This is a genomic window from Desulfosarcina variabilis str. Montpellier, from assembly GCF_048565275.1.
GTDB classification, from domain to species: domain Bacteria; phylum Desulfobacterota; class Desulfobacteria; order Desulfobacterales; family Desulfosarcinaceae; genus Desulfosarcina; species Desulfosarcina variabilis.
The window spans coordinates 4033142-4050650 of the sequence record NZ_CP159846.1 but is presented as its reverse complement, the minus strand read 5'-3'; the positions used below and the strand labels follow the sequence as shown (position 1 = coordinate 4050650).

At 56.4% G+C, this 17509-nt stretch carries 14 protein-coding genes; 12 read left to right on the top strand and 2 right to left on the bottom strand.

Annotated elements, in window-relative coordinates; all coding sequences use genetic code 11:
- Window positions 1–3 precede the first annotated feature (3 nt).
- On the top strand, window positions 4–828 hold the full coding sequence (gene recO, locus Dvar_RS18195) for a DNA repair protein RecO (protein WP_419663160.1): 825 nt from the start codon (window positions 4–6) through the stop codon (window positions 826–828).
- A gap of 97 nt (window positions 829–925) precedes the next feature.
- Here recO and Dvar_RS18190 read toward each other — a convergent pair whose 3' ends face one another.
- Together Dvar_RS18190 and Dvar_RS18185 are read right to left on the bottom strand one after the other, a co-directional pair.
- Entirely contained in the window at window positions 926–2038 is a 1113-nt protein-coding gene (locus Dvar_RS18190) for a hypothetical protein (RefSeq protein ID WP_419663159.1), read from the bottom strand.
- A gap of 13 nt (window positions 2039–2051) precedes the next feature.
- Window positions 2052–2228: a hypothetical protein gene (locus Dvar_RS18185; RefSeq protein WP_419663157.1), complete on the bottom strand. Its 177-nt coding sequence runs from the start codon at window positions 2226–2228 to the stop codon at window positions 2052–2054.
- A gap of 119 nt (window positions 2229–2347) precedes the next feature.
- On the opposite strand from Dvar_RS18185, the gene Dvar_RS18180 reads away from it, so the two are divergent.
- The 11 genes from Dvar_RS18180 to Dvar_RS18130 all read left to right on the top strand — a co-directional run bounded on the left by Dvar_RS18180 (window position 2348) and on the right by Dvar_RS18130 (window position 17430).
- Complete coding sequence (locus Dvar_RS18180) at window positions 2348–3424, top strand: galactokinase (RefSeq protein WP_419663156.1); 1077 nt, start codon at window positions 2348–2350, stop codon at window positions 3422–3424.
- A 165-nt stretch (window positions 3425–3589) separates the two neighbouring features.
- Complete coding sequence (glyQ, locus tag Dvar_RS18175) at window positions 3590–4465, top strand: glycine--tRNA ligase subunit alpha (RefSeq protein ID WP_419663154.1); 876 nt, start codon at window positions 3590–3592, stop codon at window positions 4463–4465.
- 51 nt (window positions 4466–4516) lie between these two features.
- Entirely contained in the window at window positions 4517–6592 is a 2076-nt protein-coding gene (gene glyS, locus Dvar_RS18170) for a glycine--tRNA ligase subunit beta (protein WP_419663152.1), read from the top strand.
- 200 nt (window positions 6593–6792) lie between these two features.
- Window positions 6793–7047, top strand: a complete 255-nt coding sequence (locus Dvar_RS18165) for a hypothetical protein (RefSeq protein ID WP_419663150.1) — start codon at window positions 6793–6795, stop codon at window positions 7045–7047.
- A 29-nt stretch (window positions 7048–7076) separates the two neighbouring features.
- Window positions 7077–7820: a nucleoside phosphorylase gene (locus tag Dvar_RS18160; RefSeq protein WP_419663148.1), complete on the top strand. Its 744-nt coding sequence runs from the start codon at window positions 7077–7079 to the stop codon at window positions 7818–7820.
- 137 nt (window positions 7821–7957) lie between these two features.
- Window positions 7958–9802: a BRCT domain-containing protein gene (locus Dvar_RS18155; protein WP_419663147.1), complete on the top strand. Its 1845-nt coding sequence runs from the start codon at window positions 7958–7960 to the stop codon at window positions 9800–9802.
- A 30-nt stretch (window positions 9803–9832) separates the two neighbouring features.
- Window positions 9833–10969 (top strand): DVU_1551 family NTP transferase, encoded by a 1137-nt coding sequence (locus tag Dvar_RS18150; protein WP_419663145.1) that lies wholly within the window; start codon window positions 9833–9835, stop codon window positions 10967–10969.
- Between the two features lie 3 nt (window positions 10970–10972).
- Entirely contained in the window at window positions 10973–11608 is a 636-nt protein-coding gene (locus Dvar_RS18145; RefSeq protein WP_419663143.1) for a histidine phosphatase family protein, read from the top strand.
- 115 nt (window positions 11609–11723) lie between these two features.
- On the top strand, window positions 11724–13460 hold the full coding sequence (locus Dvar_RS18140) for an ABC transporter ATP-binding protein (protein WP_419663141.1): 1737 nt from the start codon (window positions 11724–11726) through the stop codon (window positions 13458–13460).
- Complete coding sequence (locus Dvar_RS18135) at window positions 13450–15447, top strand: ABC transporter ATP-binding protein (protein WP_419663139.1); 1998 nt, start codon at window positions 13450–13452, stop codon at window positions 15445–15447. The genes Dvar_RS18140 and Dvar_RS18135 overlap by 11 nt, the downstream gene beginning before the upstream one ends.
- Window positions 15448–15666: 219 nt before the next feature.
- On the top strand, window positions 15667–17430 hold the full coding sequence (locus Dvar_RS18130) for a formate--tetrahydrofolate ligase (protein ID WP_419663137.1): 1764 nt from the start codon (window positions 15667–15669) through the stop codon (window positions 17428–17430).
- The last annotated feature ends 79 nt before the right edge of the window (window positions 17431–17509 follow it).

Below are 17509 nucleotides of genomic sequence, written 5' to 3'. Positions count from 1 at the left end.
ACCATGACCAACCAAAACACCGCTGCCATCCTGCTGCGACGGATCGAATATGGCGATTATGATCTGATTGTTACGCTGTTTACCGAAGCCGAGGGCAAAACCAGCGCCATCGCCAAATCGGCCAAAAAAAGCGTCAAACGCTTTCCCGGCGTACTGGAGCCTTTTTCCCTGATTCATGTCGTGCTCACCCGCGGCAAGGGCAAAGGCATGCCGGTTCTCAAGGAAGCCTCCCTTGAAGCGCCCTACTTTAAAATCCGTGAAGATATTCTCAAGACATCCTATGCCAGTTACTGGGCTGAATTAATTTATTTATGGATGGCCGACGGGCAGCCCCAAAAAAATCTGTACCACTTGATGATCCATGTACTCAACGAACTCGATCGTGGGGAGATACCGGTTGAAATTCTCAGTATCCTGTTTCAAATGCGGTTTTTATCCATCGCGGGGTTTCGTCCCAATTTCGATCACTGTCATACCTGTAAAACCGACCTGGATCGGATCGAATGCGCATCGGTGGTGGCGGATCCTGCCAAAGGCGGAATCATCTGTCCCCGATGCGGCGGGGCGATTGGTAATGCACTGCGTCTTTCCAAAGGTACACTCAAGCAGCTGATGTGGATTGACAGCAATGACCTGGGCCTGGCCTCCCGGATTCGGTTCACGCCAACGGCCATTGCCGAAGGCCTGGCATTTTTGGAGTCCTTTGTCCCGTTTCATATCGGCAAATCGCCCAAAAGTCTCAAGGTGCTACGGGACATCCGCAGGGCCATGGCGCGCGGCGCAGCACTCAAGGCTCAATCCGGCCGATCACAGGGTAATAGTAAGTAAAATCAAAATTTAACCACAGGCATATGGTTGATATTCCGAGGATTAAATTTTTCGCGCAACGCCGATATCGGGCAAATTGGCCATTTATGGATGGGCACTAACTGCGGACCCTTAGCTTCTTTACCTTCCTGGCCAAACTTTTCTCCCATCTGAGCAAATCCCGCATGGCTTTTTCGGGTATCGTGGATTCTCCGGCCAGCCATGCGCGTACCGTATGCTCTCTTTTCTTGCCTGTGATCTCCGCCAACTGCGCATCGGATAAGTCGTACCGCCCAACGATCACGGCGAGCGTATGATTGCGCTGGTGGCTGATGGCATCCGGTGGGGTCTCCTCCTGCTCCTCAACAAAAGTCTCTGTGGGGGCAATTTCCTCATCCACCGGCCCCTCCCCTTCGGGTTCGGTGTTTTCCGCTTCGTCATCCGCCACCGTTTTTTCGGGCAACCGGCGAGGGGTCACCTGCCGTGCGGCCTTGTTGAATTTGATAATCGCGATCAGGGTGCCGATAGAAGCCATCTCAGTGGCGATGCACAGCACAAAAAGATAGACAAAGACGGCGGCCTCTTCATCCATCCCGATCATCCGCGCATTGTTGAAAATCGGTCCCAGGTGCGTGGTTGAAGAAATTTGCCGTTGAGATACACCGGCGCGCAGACCGGCGATTTCCACCAGGCGCTGCTCGATCTGTTGATAACCGGCGGCTTCGCGCAGCTTCAATCGTTTGCTGACATGGTTGTCCGGCAAACCGTCCAAGGTATCGTCGATCTGCTGCATCTGCGCACGCAGCAAGGCCTCTTCCCGATCAAGGGCATCCTTCTCGACCGTCAGCATGTCGAGGCCTTCGGCGGTTCGGGTATGGTTGTAACTCAAAAATCCGAAAACATCGGTGAACGTCAGAGCCGTGAACAAAATCGCCCCGGCCAGAAAAAAGCATCGGTACCCCCGATGGGCCGATACCCAGTGCGTGTGCAAAATGGCGATCAAGGTCAGTTTGCCCAGTTCGATAACGATGCCCAGAAGGACCACGATCCGTTTGATGGTCGGCAGGATGCACATCAAACCGGTGACATTCATGTAACCATTGAGCGCGGAAACCAATACCAGCAATCCGGTCATGACGGCCATGGCAAATCCATTGCCGGTAAAATGAGTAAATGAATTTGTCCAGGGTCTGTGCAACCGGTCCGGTTCTTTATGCGTTTGGGTCACCATCGTCATATGTTCCTTAACCGCATCTTTCGTGCGCAAAAGCCTTGCCAAACATCCCCGCCATAGCCAAGTTCTCAATTGTCATCACTTTTCTCACCCCTGATAGTATAGCGGCCAGGAAAGTCAAGCGAAAATCCCTTAGCGCCTGTTTGAGAATGCGCATGGCAATCGCTTCGGCATATTTTTTTACCAATAATGATATCCGTTCTTTCCGGGTTTACCGTTTAATGGTACCCTCATGATATTTCTTCAAAACTGCATAAAAAAATGACCAGCCAGCAATGGCCGCATGTGTGGATTGACTTCTAAAAAATGATATCAACAACCCCAGACAATCTGAGCATGGGCACAGTCGGCCCGCTGCTTGAGAACACCCCGGTGAAGGCGTCCGCCCCCTGCCGTATCGATTTCGGAGGCACACTGGACATCAGCACGTTTCACTATCCGCTGAGAATCCATCGACCGGCCACAGTCAATATCGCCCTTGACCAGCGCACCACCGTCAGCCTGCGCCCGGCAACAGATGACCGGATCTGGATCTCGTCGCATGGTATCGCCGAAGCAGCCTTTGCACCGCAGGCGGCCCCTTACGACCATCCCTTGGGACTGATGTTCGCCGTGGCCGATTATTTCGGCGCGAAAGGGGTGCACATCGGCATTCATTCCACCTCTCCGCCTCAAAGCGGTCTGGGCGGGTCATCGGTGGCCGCTGTGGCGCTGATCGCCGCTTTTTCCAAATTAGGCGTAACCATGGGCCGGTCGCCGATCCCCAGAACGCAAATGGTGCTCCTGGCCCATGCCATCGAGCAAGGGGTGGCCGGCGTGCCTTGCGGGATTCAGGATCAGCTGGCCGCTGCTTTTGGTGGTGTCAACTGCTGGGGGTGGCCGGCCACGGCCGACTACCCCGCATTTTCCCGCCGCCCGCTGGCAGACCCATCGGCATGCGCCGGCCTCGACCGCCATCTACTGGTGGCCTATCTGGGCGTGACCCACGTTTCAAAAGATGTCAACCAAACCTGGGTCAGGCGATTCATTGGCGGCAAGGACCGCGCCGTGTGGCAGCGCATCATCGAATTGACCCATCAGTTCGCCGATGCATTAGAAGCCGTTGACATGCGCCGCGCGGCAGCGGCCATGAATGAGGAAACCGCCCTGCGTAAAGCCATGACGCCTCAGGTGCTCGAATCCATGGGTGAGCGGCTGGCTGCCGCCGCCATGGACAGGCAGTGCGGGGCCCGCTTTACCGGTGCCGGTGGCGGCGGATGCCTGTGGGCCATGGGTGAGGCGGATGCTATTGCCGCCCTCAAACCGGTTTGGGAAACGCTGCTTGCCGAGCGTCCCACAGCGGGATTGATCGATTGCCGGGTGGATTCACAAGGAGTCGTCTAATAAGCCATTATCCAACCTAGGGCTTGTTAAACCCCAATTGAAATGCTACGTAAGGCGGTTATTGGACCTTTTTGGTAAGGGTCGCTGATGCTATTCGATTACAAATTGATTCAATTGGTTGACGGACCGAAGATGAGGTCGGACCAAACAATCGAGGAACACAAGATGAATTTTCAGGATGTGATTCTGACCTTGGACAAATTTTGGGCCCAAAAAGGCTGTGTGGTGGCTCAACCCTATGACCAGGAAGTGGGTGCTGGCACGTTTCATCACCATACCACATTGAAAGCCCTGGGCCCTGAACCGTGGAGCGTGGCCTACGTTCAACCGTCCCGGCGCCCCACCGACGGCCGCTACGGAGAGAACCCCAACCGCTTGCAGCATTATTATCAGTACCAGGTGTTGCTCAAGCCCTCCCCCACCGACGTTCAGCAGCTTTATCTGCAAAGCATGCAGGCACTGGGTGTCGATCCGCTGGAACACGACATCCGCTTTGTTGAGGATGACTGGGAATCTCCCACCCTGGGCGCGTCCGGCCTGGGCTGGGAAGTGTGGCTGGACGGCATGGAGTGTACCCAGTTCACCTATTTTCAACAAGCCTGCAGTATGGAACTGGCGCCTATTTCCGTGGAGTTGACATACGGCCTGGAACGTATCGCCATGTACCTGCAGGGCATCGACAACGTTTATGACCTCATGTGGAACGACACCGTCACCTATGGTCAGGTTCACCACCAGCAGGAGGTGGAGCAGTCTGCCTATAATTTCGAAATTGCCGATGTTGACATGCTGCTGGACCTTTTTAACCGCTATGAAAAAGAGGCTAAACGGGTGATTGAAAACGATCTGGTGCTGCCGGCCTATGAATTCACCCTCAAATGCAGTCACACCTTCAATCTGCTGGATGCCCGCGGCGCCATCAGCGTCACCGAGCGCACCGGCTACATCGGTCGCATCCGCAATCTGGCCCGGGCCTGCGGCGTGGGCTATCTGAAACAGCGTGAGACCCTGGGGTTTCCGCTCCTTAAGCCGACCACCTGATCCATTTGGGGTAGCGTCAACATCGAACGTGAAATCGTAATTGAGGTGAACATGGATACCTTATTTTTAGAAATAGGCGCCGAGGAAATCCCGGCCGGTTACATCCAGCCGGCATTGGACGCCATGGCCCAGAATCTTTTGCAGCGCCTGGACGCGGCCCGTATCGGCCATGGTCAGGCACGCACCTGCGGAACCCCGCGGCGACTGGCGGTGTTTGTTGATCAGGTCGCGCCCATGCAGGAAACCATTACCGAACAGCTCATGGGGCCACCGGAAAAAGTGGCCTTTGACGATGCGGGCAAACCCACCATGGCGGCAGTCAAGTTTGCCGAAAAAGCCGGTGTGGCCGTGGACGGGCTTGATGTCGTGGAAACAAAAAAAGGCCGCTACCTGAGCGCACAAAAAACCAGTCATGGTCAGGCAACGGAAAAGCTCTTGGAGACCATGTTGCCCGAGGTGATTCTGGCCACCCCGTTTCCCAAAAGCATGCGCTGGGCCGACATGTCGATCCAGTTTGCCCGCCCCATTCAAAGTATCGTGGCCCTTTTGGGCGACAACGTGATCTCGTTTACTCTGGACGGCCGGATCGAAAGCGGTCGCCACGCGCTCGGGCATATGTTCATGAATCCGGGCAATGTTGCCATCGACGCGCCTGAAAAGTACGAAGAAACGCTTTTGGCGGCCAATGTGGTGGTGGATATCAACCGGCGCCGCCAGATGACCGCCGATGAAGTGGCCAAGGCCGCCACCGGTATCGGTGGCCAGGTACTTCCCGATGAAGAACTGCTGGACATCGTCACCAACCTGGTGGAGCATCCTGTGGCCACGGCCGGTAAATTCGACGATATCTTTCTCGAGGTACCCAAGGAAATCCTGATCACGGCCATGCGCGAGCATCAGAAATACTTTGCCGTGGTGGACAAAGACGGACAGTTGATGCCCGGTTTCGTGGCGGTCAACAACACCCGTACACGGGACATGGACCTGGTGGCCACCGGCCATGAACGGGTGCTTCGGGCGCGGCTCTCCGATGCCCGTTATTTTTACAATGCCGATGTCAAGGTTCCTTTGGAAGACTGGGTCGAAAAACTCAAGCGGGTGCTTTTTCAAGCCAAGCTGGGCAGCATGCATGACAAGGTCATGCGCGTTGAAACCCTGGCCGCCTGGCTGGCGGATACCGTCAACCCGGACGTAAAGGAAAACGTGGTCCGGGCCGCCCATCTGTGCAAGGCCGATCTGGTCAGCCAGGTGGTGGGCGAATTCGCCAAACTGCAAGGTATCATGGGACGAATTTATGCTCAGAAAGCCGGTGAGCCGGCCGATGTCGCGGCAGCCATCGAGGAGCATTACCGGCCCACCCACAGCGGCGGAAAACTGCCTGAAACGGAAACCGGGGCGCTGCTTTCCATTGCCGAAAAAATCGACTCCATCTGCGGCTGTTTCTGCGTGGGGCTGATTCCCACCGGTGCCGCCGATCCGTATGCGTTGCGGCGTCAGAGCATCGGCATTTTGCAGATCATGCGCGCGCGCAACATCAACATTTCTTTAAATCAGTTGGTAGAAAAAAGCATTTCCCTGTTCGCCGACAAACAGACCGAGCCGTCTGAAAAAACCCAGGCCGCCGTATTGACCTTTTTGAACAACCGTCTTGCCCGCCTATTGGCCGATGAAGGACTTTCCAAGGACGTAATTGCCGCCGTCATCAGCGCCTCTGCCGATCAGATTCCGGATGTGGAACGACGGGCCAAAGCCTTGGAGAAACTCAAAGGCAAGCCTGAGTTCACCCCCCTTGCCGCGGCCTTCAAGCGGGTAGAAAACATCCTCAAAAAAGCGGACCCGCCACCGGCCGCAGCCGTCGATCCAAGCTTGTTCACCCAGGTTGCAGAAGGTGATCTATTCAGCGCCTGTCAAAAAATCAGTACCCAAGTCAACCAACAGCTGGTCCAGGGGGATCTGGACAGCGCACTGGGGACCATCGCGACCTTGCAAGGTCCAGTGGACAAATTTTTCGACGATGTCATGGTCATGGCCGACGATGCCGCGGTTCGCCAAAACCGGCTGGCGTTGCTGGCATCCATCTCGGCCATCTTCGGTCAGATTGCCGACTTCTCACAGATATCGACCTAATAAAAATCAAAAATGCCAACGGCAAAATTCAACATGTCAAATGAAGGAATGATGTCCTTTTAAAATCGATTCAAATCCTTCATTTGGCATTTGGCGTTTCTCATTTGACATTCTAATCGGATAATCAAGCCGTTGGTGGACGTACGCGCAGAGATGAAGAAACATGAATTCAACCCACATACCCTGAATAGGAGATCAGCATGGCTTTTGATCCCAGCAAAGATAAAGTGCTCAAGAAATGGAAGTGCCCGGAAACCGGGCTGGTCGTAACAATCAACCGTTATGGCGAAGGCGAGGCCAAAGTACAGATCGGCCCGCGTATTCTCAAAAAGCAGGACGGCAGCGACCGTGCCCCGGTCAAGGCCGGCCGCCTGACCATCGAGGATATCCTTTGGCTCTACGATATCATGGATGAGCTCAAGGACGACCTGACCGATATGCAGGCTCCGGAATAAACCTTAAAACCCAAAGATAAAACAGACCCATGCCCGATCGTCGTGCCATCGTCAATCCCGTAAAAGGCAAAACGCCACCGGTCACCGGCCGCATGGCCATCCTTGCCGCCACCGAGAGTGATCTGCGCCTGCTGGGCCGGCTCGCCGCAACCCCGATGGTGGAGCAGCGCAAATTCTACATGAGCCAGTTGCAAATCCATGCGGACGCGCATCGGCGTTTTGCCCTGGCCGGCCCACTGGTCGGCGCCCCGTATGCCGCCATGCTGCTGGAAACCCTGGCCGTTTGGGGGGTCGATAAAGTTCTCTTTGTGGGCTGGTGCGGATCCATTTCTCCCCGCGTCAAGGCCGGAGATATCATCGTACCGGAAAGCGCGATGGTCGATGAAGGCACATCGGGGCATTACTGCTCCCCGTCATGCCATGTGGCCCTGCCCACCCGGCAACTGGCCGAGCAGTCCCGGCTGGCCCTGCAGCACCATCAGGCCCCGTACCACGATGGTTCCATCTGGACCACCGATGCCATCTTTCGCGAAACCGTGGAAAAGGTGAAGCATTACCAGGCCCAGGGCGCCCTGGCCGTGGAAATGGAACTGTCCGCCATTTTCAGCGTGGCCGGGTTCCGGTCCATCCAGGCGGCGGGCATTCTGGTGGTGTCCGACGAACTATCCGACTACCAGTGGCGGCCGGGGTTTAAAACCCCGGCATTCAGGAAAGCCCGTGAGCAGGTTTGCCGGGCGGCGTTGTTGGTGGCACGGACGTTGGGGACGACTTGATGAGAGAACGAGGGATGAAGGAAGACGGACGAGACGCTTTCCACCGTCCATCGTCCGAGCGAAGCGGTCGTCCCTTGTCCTTCGTTTGATCATCTGCACGTTGCAAACCAAACATTAGTAATCAGGGACCGGAAACCTTGGATCAGATACCCGAAACCATAGCCGAACTGGTCGATCTGCTCAAAGCCTATAATAGCGCCTATCGCCAGGGTGCGCCCATTGTCAGCGATGATGAATACGACACCCTGGTCGAAAAGTTGCGCGCCATGGCGCCGGAGCATCCTTTCCTGCACACGGTGGAGGTGGAGCAGTTTGCCGACCGCCGCCAGGTGCGCCACCCCGTACCGATGCTTTCCATTGAGAAGGCATACAACCGGGAGCAATTGGAACGATTCGTCACCCGCGTGCAAAAAGAAGCCCAGGCCCTGGGACTGGGATCGGTCGAGTACCGCTTGACGCCCAAACTGGATGGCCTGGCCGGCCGGGACGACGGCACGATCTTCGCGACGCGGGGCAACGGCGAAACCGGGTATGAGATTTCCAGCGCCTTTGCCAAAGGCGTGGTCCCCATTGGCGGTCGCGGCCAGGGCGTGGGCGAAATCGTTGCCGTCAAATCCTACTTCGACGAGAATATGGCCGAATTTTTCGAACACCCCCGTAACATGGTGGTGGGAATCATCACCTCGGACACGCTCAACGAAAATGCCAAACGTGCCCTGGATGACGGCATGGTTCATTTCTTGCCCTACAACCAGGTAAAATCGATCACCGTCGATGGAAACCAGCTGGTGGAATCGTACCGGCTACTGGCAGAGGCGCTCCTGGCCGAGGTGGATTATCCCACCGACGGCGTGGTTGCCGAAGTCACCGACGATCGGCTGAAAGAACAGCTGGGCGCCACGGCCCATCACTACCGCTGGCAGATTGCCATCAAGTCCAAGGGAGAGACCGCCGCGACGACCGTGACGGACATCCAGTGGCAGGTGGGGCGCACCGGTAATATCACGCCGGTCATGATTGTGGATCCGGTACCGCTTTCCGGCGCCACCATCCGGCGCGTGACCGCTCATCATGCCGGCAATATCCGCAATCTGAATATCGGCCCGGGCACCCGTATCGAAATCATCCGCAGTGGAGAAGTAATTCCCAAACTGGAAGCGGTGTTGGAGGCCCATGGAGAAATTCACCTGCCGGATACCTGTCCGTCGTGCGACAATCCACTGGTATGGCAGAATGATTTTCTCAAGTGTACCAACCTGGACTGCCAGGCCCAGATCGAGCAACGCATCAGCCACTGGTTCCGTATTCTGGGCAATGCCGACTGGTTCGGCATCAAAACCATCCGCCGCATTGTGGAAAGCGGCTACCGCAGCCTGGAAGCAGTCTATGCGCTGACCGAGCAGGATTTTCTCGATATGCAATTCGGTCCGGTACAGTCCAAAAACCTGGCCGAAGCCATCACCATCAGCCGCACAAGGCCGGTGGAGGACTGGCGCTTTCTGGCCGCCTTTGGCATCAGTAATCTGGGAACCGGAGACAGCCGCAAGCTTCTGGCCCATGTGGCCATTAATGATATTCTTAGCCTGACCGAGCAGCGGATCGAACAGATCAAGGGCTTTGGCAAAATCACCAGCCAGGCCATTGATGCGGATCTGAAACGACTGGGACCGCTGATCTCTCATATGCTGGACTTGGGCTTCAACCTTCGCCGCACGCCCCTGGCATCGGAAGTGGCGGATACGGACAGTCCCGTTGCCGGCAAAGGCATTGTTTTCACCGGCAAGATGACAAAAATGTCGCGGGAGGACATGCAGGCCGAGGCCCGGGGCCTGGGCGCCCGGGTCCAGACGGCCGTCAGCGGGAAGACCGACTATCTGGTTTGCGGCGCGAAAGTGGGCGCCAAAAAAATGGAAAAAGCCGCCAAGCTGGGAGTGAAGGTGTTGAGTGAAGCGGAATACCGGACCCTACTCGATAAATTTTAAAATCCAACAACCGTAAAGGACAAAACATACATGCCAGCCCCCCCTTCCCCTTCAGCGATTATCCTGGCCGCCGGCTATTCCAGCCGCATGGGAGAATTCAAGCCCCTGCTGGAACTATCCGGTCTGGCAGCCATTGATCGGGTGATCGGCCTTTACCAGGCGGTGGGCGTTACTGACATTCATGTAGTCACTGGTTTTCGATCGGCAACCATCGAAGCAGCGGTCCGTAGTCGCTCGGTTGCTCTGGTGCATAATCCAGATCACGATAAAGGCATGTTCTCGTCTGTTCTGGCCGGTGTCCGTGCCCTAACGGAGGCGACGCCGGCGTTTTTCGTTCATCCCGTGGACATCCCCCTGGTCCGTTCGCATACCTTAAGTGTGCTTCTGGAAACCGGACGCATCCACTCCCCGGCCATCGCCTACCCCACTTTTGACGACCGTCGTGGCCATCCGCCGCTGATCCGCGGTGATCTTAAAGAAGCAATTCTTGCCCATAACGGCGATGGGGGCCTGCGCACCCTGCTCGACCGCTTTGGTGACCAAGCCAGAGACATTCCGGTGGCAGACAACGGTGTGCTTTTGGACATGGACACGCCCGATGATTATGCCCAGCTTTCCAGCCGGTCGGAGACATCAGCCATTTTAACTGACGATGAGTGCCGGCAGCTTATGGAAAAGGTCGTCCGCCTGCCGGCATCGATCATCGATCACTGCCGACAGGTGGCGCGTGTGGCCGTACGGCTGGCCCAAGCCGTCAACACCGCCGGCGCCGGACTCGATATGTCCAGGATACGATCAGCAGCCCTGGTTCATGATGTGGCCCGGCTTGAAAAAAACCATGCGGCAGCCGGGGCGAGGCTGCTTGAGCAAATGGGCTTTCCCGCTCTGGCTGAAATTGTTGCCGTGCACATGCAGATCCATGTTGACGAGAATTCACCCATCGATGAGGCCCAGGTGGTGCACCTGGCCGATAAATTAGTCTCAGGCAGCAACGTGGTGAATCTGGCGAAACGGTTTGACGCCAAACTCAACAAATACGGCCATGACCCAATCGTCGCCGAGAAGATCGAGCAACGGCGGCAGGCGGCGCTTACGATTCAAACCAAGATCGAACGCGCGGCAGCGGCAACCATCGACCAGATAATAGTCTCAAAAGGCAGCAGGTGAGCGATGCAACCCATGTTGACCCATTGGCTGGCTGCGGATCAGCGGAAGAAGATTCTGCTGCTGCGCCACGGTCAAATTGAAACCGCGACCAATGAGAAACGGTTTATCGGCCAGATCGATCTGCCACTGAGCGTTGTCGGCAAAGCGCAGGCAGCCTACTGGCAGTCCTGTCTGGCCTCGCTCGCGCTGGGATCGGTCGTTGCCAGCCCCCTGTCGCGCTGCCTGGAAACCGCCCGGATCGTTACCGGTGGTCAGTGTGAGATTGAAACGATTCCCGGGCTGCGTGAAATCGGCCTGGGCCAATGGGAGGGGGTGCGCGTCAGTGAGGTGAAAAGCCGCTGGGCCGATGCCTACCGACAGCGCGGCCTGGATATGGCCGGCTTCCGGCCGCCGGATGGGGAGAGTTTTCTGGATTTGAAAAAGCGGGTGGTGCCGGCATTTGAAGCCGCCGTGGAAAAATCCGATTCTCCTGTATTGGTCGTCACCCATGCAGGCGTGATCCGCATGCTTCTTTGCCAGATCCTGGGCATGCCCACGGAAAACCTGTTTCGCATCAGCCTGGGTTATGGCGCCCTGACCCTTATTGATCTCAACGCCGGTGGGTATTGTGTTCAAGCACTCAACCTGCTGCCGTCCTGACTCTGGCTTTCAGTTTACGGTTCACGGTTCACGGTTTACAGTTCACTGACAACCGATAACCGGCAACCGGCAACCGGCAACCGACAACCGATCACCGATCACCGATCACCGAGTTATGAAACCCTTTAGACTCATCCAACCCTATCTGCTGGCCAATCGCACCACCATCGTGTTCGGGCTGCTGTGCCTGATCATCGTGGATTTGCTGCAGCTTTTCATTCCACGGGTGATCAAACGGGTGGTAGACGACCTGACCCTGTTGCAAGTGGATGCCAAAGGGCTTTTGGGATACGCGGGGTTGATCCTGGCCCTGGGGCTGTGTATTGGTTTTTTCCGTTTCTTCTGGCGTCGCTGCCTGTTGGGCACGGCCCGCAAAACCGAAGAAGCCCTGCGCAACCGGCTGTTCACCCACCTTCAGACCCTTTCTCCGGCCTATTTCGACCGCATGCGCATCGGCGATCTCATGGCCCATGCCACCAACGATATTCAGCAGGTGCGCATGGCCTCGGGAATGGGGCTGGTGGCGCTCAACGATGCGATTTTTCTCGGCTCGGCGGCCATCGGGTTCATGATGTATATCCATTTGGAACTGACCCTTTACGTGCTCATCCCCATGCCGCTGATCGTTGTCGGCAGCCGCTATTTCGGACGGCGCATGCATCAGCGCTACAAACGGGTGCAGGCCGCCTTCAGCGAGTTGACCGAAGCCGTGCGCGAACGCTTTGCCGGGATCCGTGTGATCATGGCGTACAATGCGCAGGCTGCTGAAAGCCGGGCCATCGAGCGCAGTTCCAAGGCCTATGTCAAAGAGAATATCGATCTGGTAAAAATCACCGGGGCATTTTTCCCGCTGATGATTTTTTTGACCAACCTGAGCCTGGCCATCGTTCTTTTTCAAGGCGGCCGTCAGACCCTTTTCGCCCGGATCACGCCTGGAGACTTCGTGGCCTTTATCAGCTATCTGGGACTGCTCACCTGGCCCATGATGGCCCTTGGCTGGGTCACCAATCTGATTCAACGCGGCCGGGCCTCCCTGGATCGCCTGGACGGTATTTTAAGCACCCAGCCGGAGTTGACCGAAGATGCGGATGCCCTGACCATATCTGATTTTTCCGAAGCACTGACCGTCGACGACGTCCGTTTTTCTTACGATGGCAAACGCGGAGAAGTACTGCGGGGAATCAACCTTTGCATAACAAAGGGCCAGACACTGGGCATCGTCGGCCCGCCCGGATCAGGCAAATCCACACTGTTGCAGCTGTTGTTAAGGCTTTATGATGTAAGTGACGGCACCATCCGTGTCGATGGCATTGATCTTTACCGGCTGAAGATCGCCGATTGGCGTGCATTGATCTCCTATGCGCCCCAGGAGCCGTTTTTGTTTGCCGGCACGGTCCGTGAGAATATCACCGTCGGCCGCATGGATATTGGCGATGAAGCGCTAGAGCAGGCCAGCCGCCGCGCAGCGTTAGGCAGTACCATTGCTGAGTTGCCCGACGGATTCAACACCGTGGTGGGAGAAAAAGGCGTTATTCTCTCCGGTGGCCAAAAGCAGCGCGTGGCCCTGGCCCGTGCATTTTTAAAAGACGGGCCGATCATGGTTCTGGATGATCCGGTCAGCCAGGTGGACACCCAGACCGCCGCCCGGATCACCGACAGCTTTCGCTCACTGGCCGGCACCAAAACCCTGTTGATCGCATCCCATCGCATTTCTGCGCTGCGCCACGCCGATCAGATCCTGGTGCTTGAAAATGGCCGTATCGTTACTGCCGGAAACCACGATCAGCTGATGGCCGCCAGTGGTTACTATGCCAAAGCGTATCGTCTGCAGGAGCTTGAAGATGCGTTTTGATTACGGCTACGAAGAAGAAAAGCGTCTGGGCAAAGCCTATGATCTTAAACTGCTCGGACGCATCCTGCCCTATGCATCGCCCCACCGGTGGACCCTGGTCTGTTCTGCGGTACTGGTGCTGGCCATCACGTTTTTAGAACTTTGCGTCCCCTATATCACCAAGGAAATCATCGATCGCCACATCGTGCCCCGCGAGCGCATCGTCAGTCACACGGACCAGGCCGATAAAAACCAGCGGCAATGGCTGACGATTGATTTGAATGATCCGCAGGCGGCCAGGACCGTCCGTCGCTATAAGCATCTTTTTCGGATTGAGAACAATCAGGCCCAGATCCCTCTGGACCGTTTGCACCGTATCGACCCTGGCCACCTGATGCAGCTGCGCCACAAGGATCTGTCCGGCCTTTTGGTCATCACCCTTATGTTCATGGCCGTGGTCATTTTCATTTTTGTACTCACCTTCATCCAGAATATGATCATGGAACTGGCCGGCAACCGCATCATGCATGACCTGCGTGTCGAGCTTTACCGCCATATTCAGGCCATGCCGCTTCATTTTTTCACCCGCAATCCCGTGGCCCGCCTGGTGACCCGGGTAACCAACGATATCCAGAACATGCATGAGCTGTTTACCAACTTTATTTCCATGGTATTCAAGGATTTGTTTTTGCTGGTGGGCATTGCCGGGGTGCTTCTGGCCATGGACTGGCAACTGGCCCTGCTCTCCTTTCTGGTGCTGCCCCTGGTGGCCGTGGCCGCTTTTGGATTTTCCAAAAAAGTGCGCGATGTGTTTCGCGAATTGCGCATCAAGGTGGCGGAAATCAATACCCGCTTCTCGGAAACCATCAGCGGCATCAAAGTCATTCAATCCTTTGGCCACGAGCGCGTAAATTTCTCGGCCTTCGCGCATCTCAATCATGACAATTACCTGGCCGGTATGCGCCAGATCAACATTTTCGCCGTGTTCATGCCCATCATCGAAATGCTCGGCGTCACCAGCATTGCCATTGTGATATACGTGGGCGGCGGTCATGTATTGAATCAATCGGTCAGTATCGGTGTGCTGGCGGCATTTATCGCCTACATGCGCATGTTTTTCCGCCCCATTCGGGACCTGGCCGAAAAATACAACATTTTACAAAACGCCATGTCGTCTGCCGAACGGATATTTCTTCTCCAGGACACACCCACGGCCCCGGTGACGCAAACCGACACACCGCGCATTCCCGGCCCGCTGGCGGTCATCCGTTTCAACGATGTAACCCTGGCCTACAATCCGGGTGAACCGGTATTGAAAGCCATCAACCTGACCATCACCGCCGGTCAGACCGTGGCCATCGTGGGTGCCACCGGATCGGGAAAGACCTCACTGGTCAACCTGCTGGTCCGCTTTTATGATCCCACCTCGGGCGCTCTTACGTTCAACGGTATTGACAGCGCCGACATCCCGCCGGATCTTCTCAGAGGGCGCATCGCGCTGGTCATGCAGGATCCGTTTCTGTTTACCGGAACCCTTGGCGACAATATCTTTTTTGCGAGCTCCGACTTGACGCCTGAGCAACGGGACGTCATCATCGACGCCTCCCGCTGCCAGACAATGATCGATCGCTTTCCTGACGGCATCGACACCCGTATCAGCGAGGGGGGTGCCTCGCTTTCCAGTGGTGAACGCCAGCTGATTTCCGTGGCCCGGGCTTTTGCCGCCGACCCGGAGGTGATCATTCTCGACGAAGCGACTTCGTACGTGGATTCTCAAACCGAAATGCAGCTTCAGGAGGCCATCGCCAACCTGATGCAGAATCGCACCTGCGTGGTGGTGGCCCATCGCCTGACCACGGCCCGCAGCGCCGATCAGATCGTGGTGCTGAACAACGGCTGCATTGTGGAAATCGGTAATCACGCCGCGCTTTTGGCGAAAAAGGGATATTATTACCGTCTTTACCAGCTTCAAGGAAACGGTCGTTCAGATTTTATTTCAACAAGTTAGGATCTTTTTCAGCACGACTGGCATTCATTATATAATTCTTGCCAAATTCAAATGAGCGTGGTAGGTTAGCCGAGTTTTGCCGGATCCCGGGGAAATTTCGTTTGTTCTAATCTTTAATCAATCCATTTTAAGTATTTTTACCCAACAGTATAGCGGTACCTGATGATGGGCAATCAGGGCCCCCCATCGTTAATCATTAACATAAGGAGGATTGGATAGATGGCTTACGATGCGGTTAATATGGCGGATTGGCAGATTTCTGAAGCAGCCGAAGAAAACATGCCGACACCAGAACAATGGCAGGAGAAGCTGGGGCTCCAGAAAGATGAAATGCTTCCCATGGGGCGTCTGGCAAAAGTCGATTTCCTGAAAATCATCGACAGAATGAAAGACAAACCCGATGGCAAGTACATTGAAGTCACCGCCATTACCCCGACCCCCCTGGGCGAGGGTAAAAGCACGACCTCCGTCGGTTTGATGGAAGGTTTGGGCATGCGCGGCAAGAACGTCGGCGGCGCCCTGCGTCAGCCCTCCGGCGGTCCCACCATGAACGTCAAGGGGACAGCAGCAGGCGGCGGAAACTCCCTGCTCATTCCCATGACCGAATTCTCCCTGGGACTCACCGGCGACATCAATGACATCATGAACGCTCACAACCTGGGCATGGTCGCCATGACCGCCCGTATGCAGCATGAGCGTAACTACAACGATGAGCAGTTGGCTCGCCTGACCGGCATGCGCCGCCTGGACATCGATCCCACCCGCGTGGAAATGGGCTGGATCATCGACTTCTGCGCCCAGGCCCTGCGCAACATCGTCATCGGCCTCGGCGGCCGGTTTGACGGCTACACCATGCAGAGCAAGTTCGGCATCGCCGTCGGTTCCGAGCTCATGGCCATCCTGGCCGTGGCCACCGACCTGGCCGACCTGAAAGAGCGCATCAACAACATCACCGTGGCCTTCGACAAGAGCGGCAAACCGGTAACCTGCCGCGACCTGGAAGTCGGTAACGCCATGGCCGCCTTCATGCGCAACACCATCAATCCGACCCTCATGTGCACCGCCGAATATCAGCCCTGCTTCGTGCACGCCGGTCCGTTCGCCAACATCGCCGTGGGTCAGAGTTCGATCATTGCCGACCGCGTCGGTTTGAAGCTGTTCGACTACCACGTCACCGAGTCCGGCTTCGCCGCTGACATCGGCTTCGAGAAATTCTGGAACGTGAAGTGCCGCTTCTCCGGCCTGAAACCCCACGTCTCCGTTCTGACCTCCACCATCCGCGCCCTGAAGATGCACGGCGGCGGCCCCAAGGTCGTGGCCGGCAAGGCCCTGGACGAGGCCTACACCAAGGAGAACCTGGAACTGGTCGAAAAGGGCTGCGAGAACATGGTTCACATGATCGGCGTTATCCGCAAAGCCGGCATCAACCCCGTGGTCTGCATCAACCGTTTCTACACTGATACCGACGCCGAATGCGCCATCGTGCGCAAGGCTGCCGAAGCGGCCGGTGCCCGCTGCGCCGAGTCCAAGCACTGGGAAAAAGGCGGCGAAGGCTCTCTGGAATTCGCCGATGCCGTTATCGATGCATGCGAAGCAGGCAACGACTTCGACTTCCTCTATCCGCTGGAAATGAAACTGCGCGACCGCGTCGACAAGATCGCCCGCGAAGTCTATGGCGCCGACGGCGTGGACTGGGCTCCGGAAGCAGCGTCCAAGGCCGAGATGCTGGAAAACGATCCCAAGTACGCCGATTTCGCCACCATGATGGTCAAGACCCACCTGTCCCTGTCCCACGACCCGGTCAAAAAGGGCGTGCCCAAGGGATGGCGTCTGCCCATCCGCGACGTACTCATCTACTCCGGCGCCAAGTTCCTGTGCCCCTGCGCAGGTACCATCAGCCTGATGCCGGGTACGGGCTCCAACCCCGCATTCCGTCGCATTGATGTGGATCCGGCCACCGGAAAGGTCAGCGGCCTGTTCTAAATCCATATCAAAACAACATTGCAACATTGGCCCGGGCACTTTGCCCGGGCCTTTTTTTTGTCGTAACCCATTGACAAAT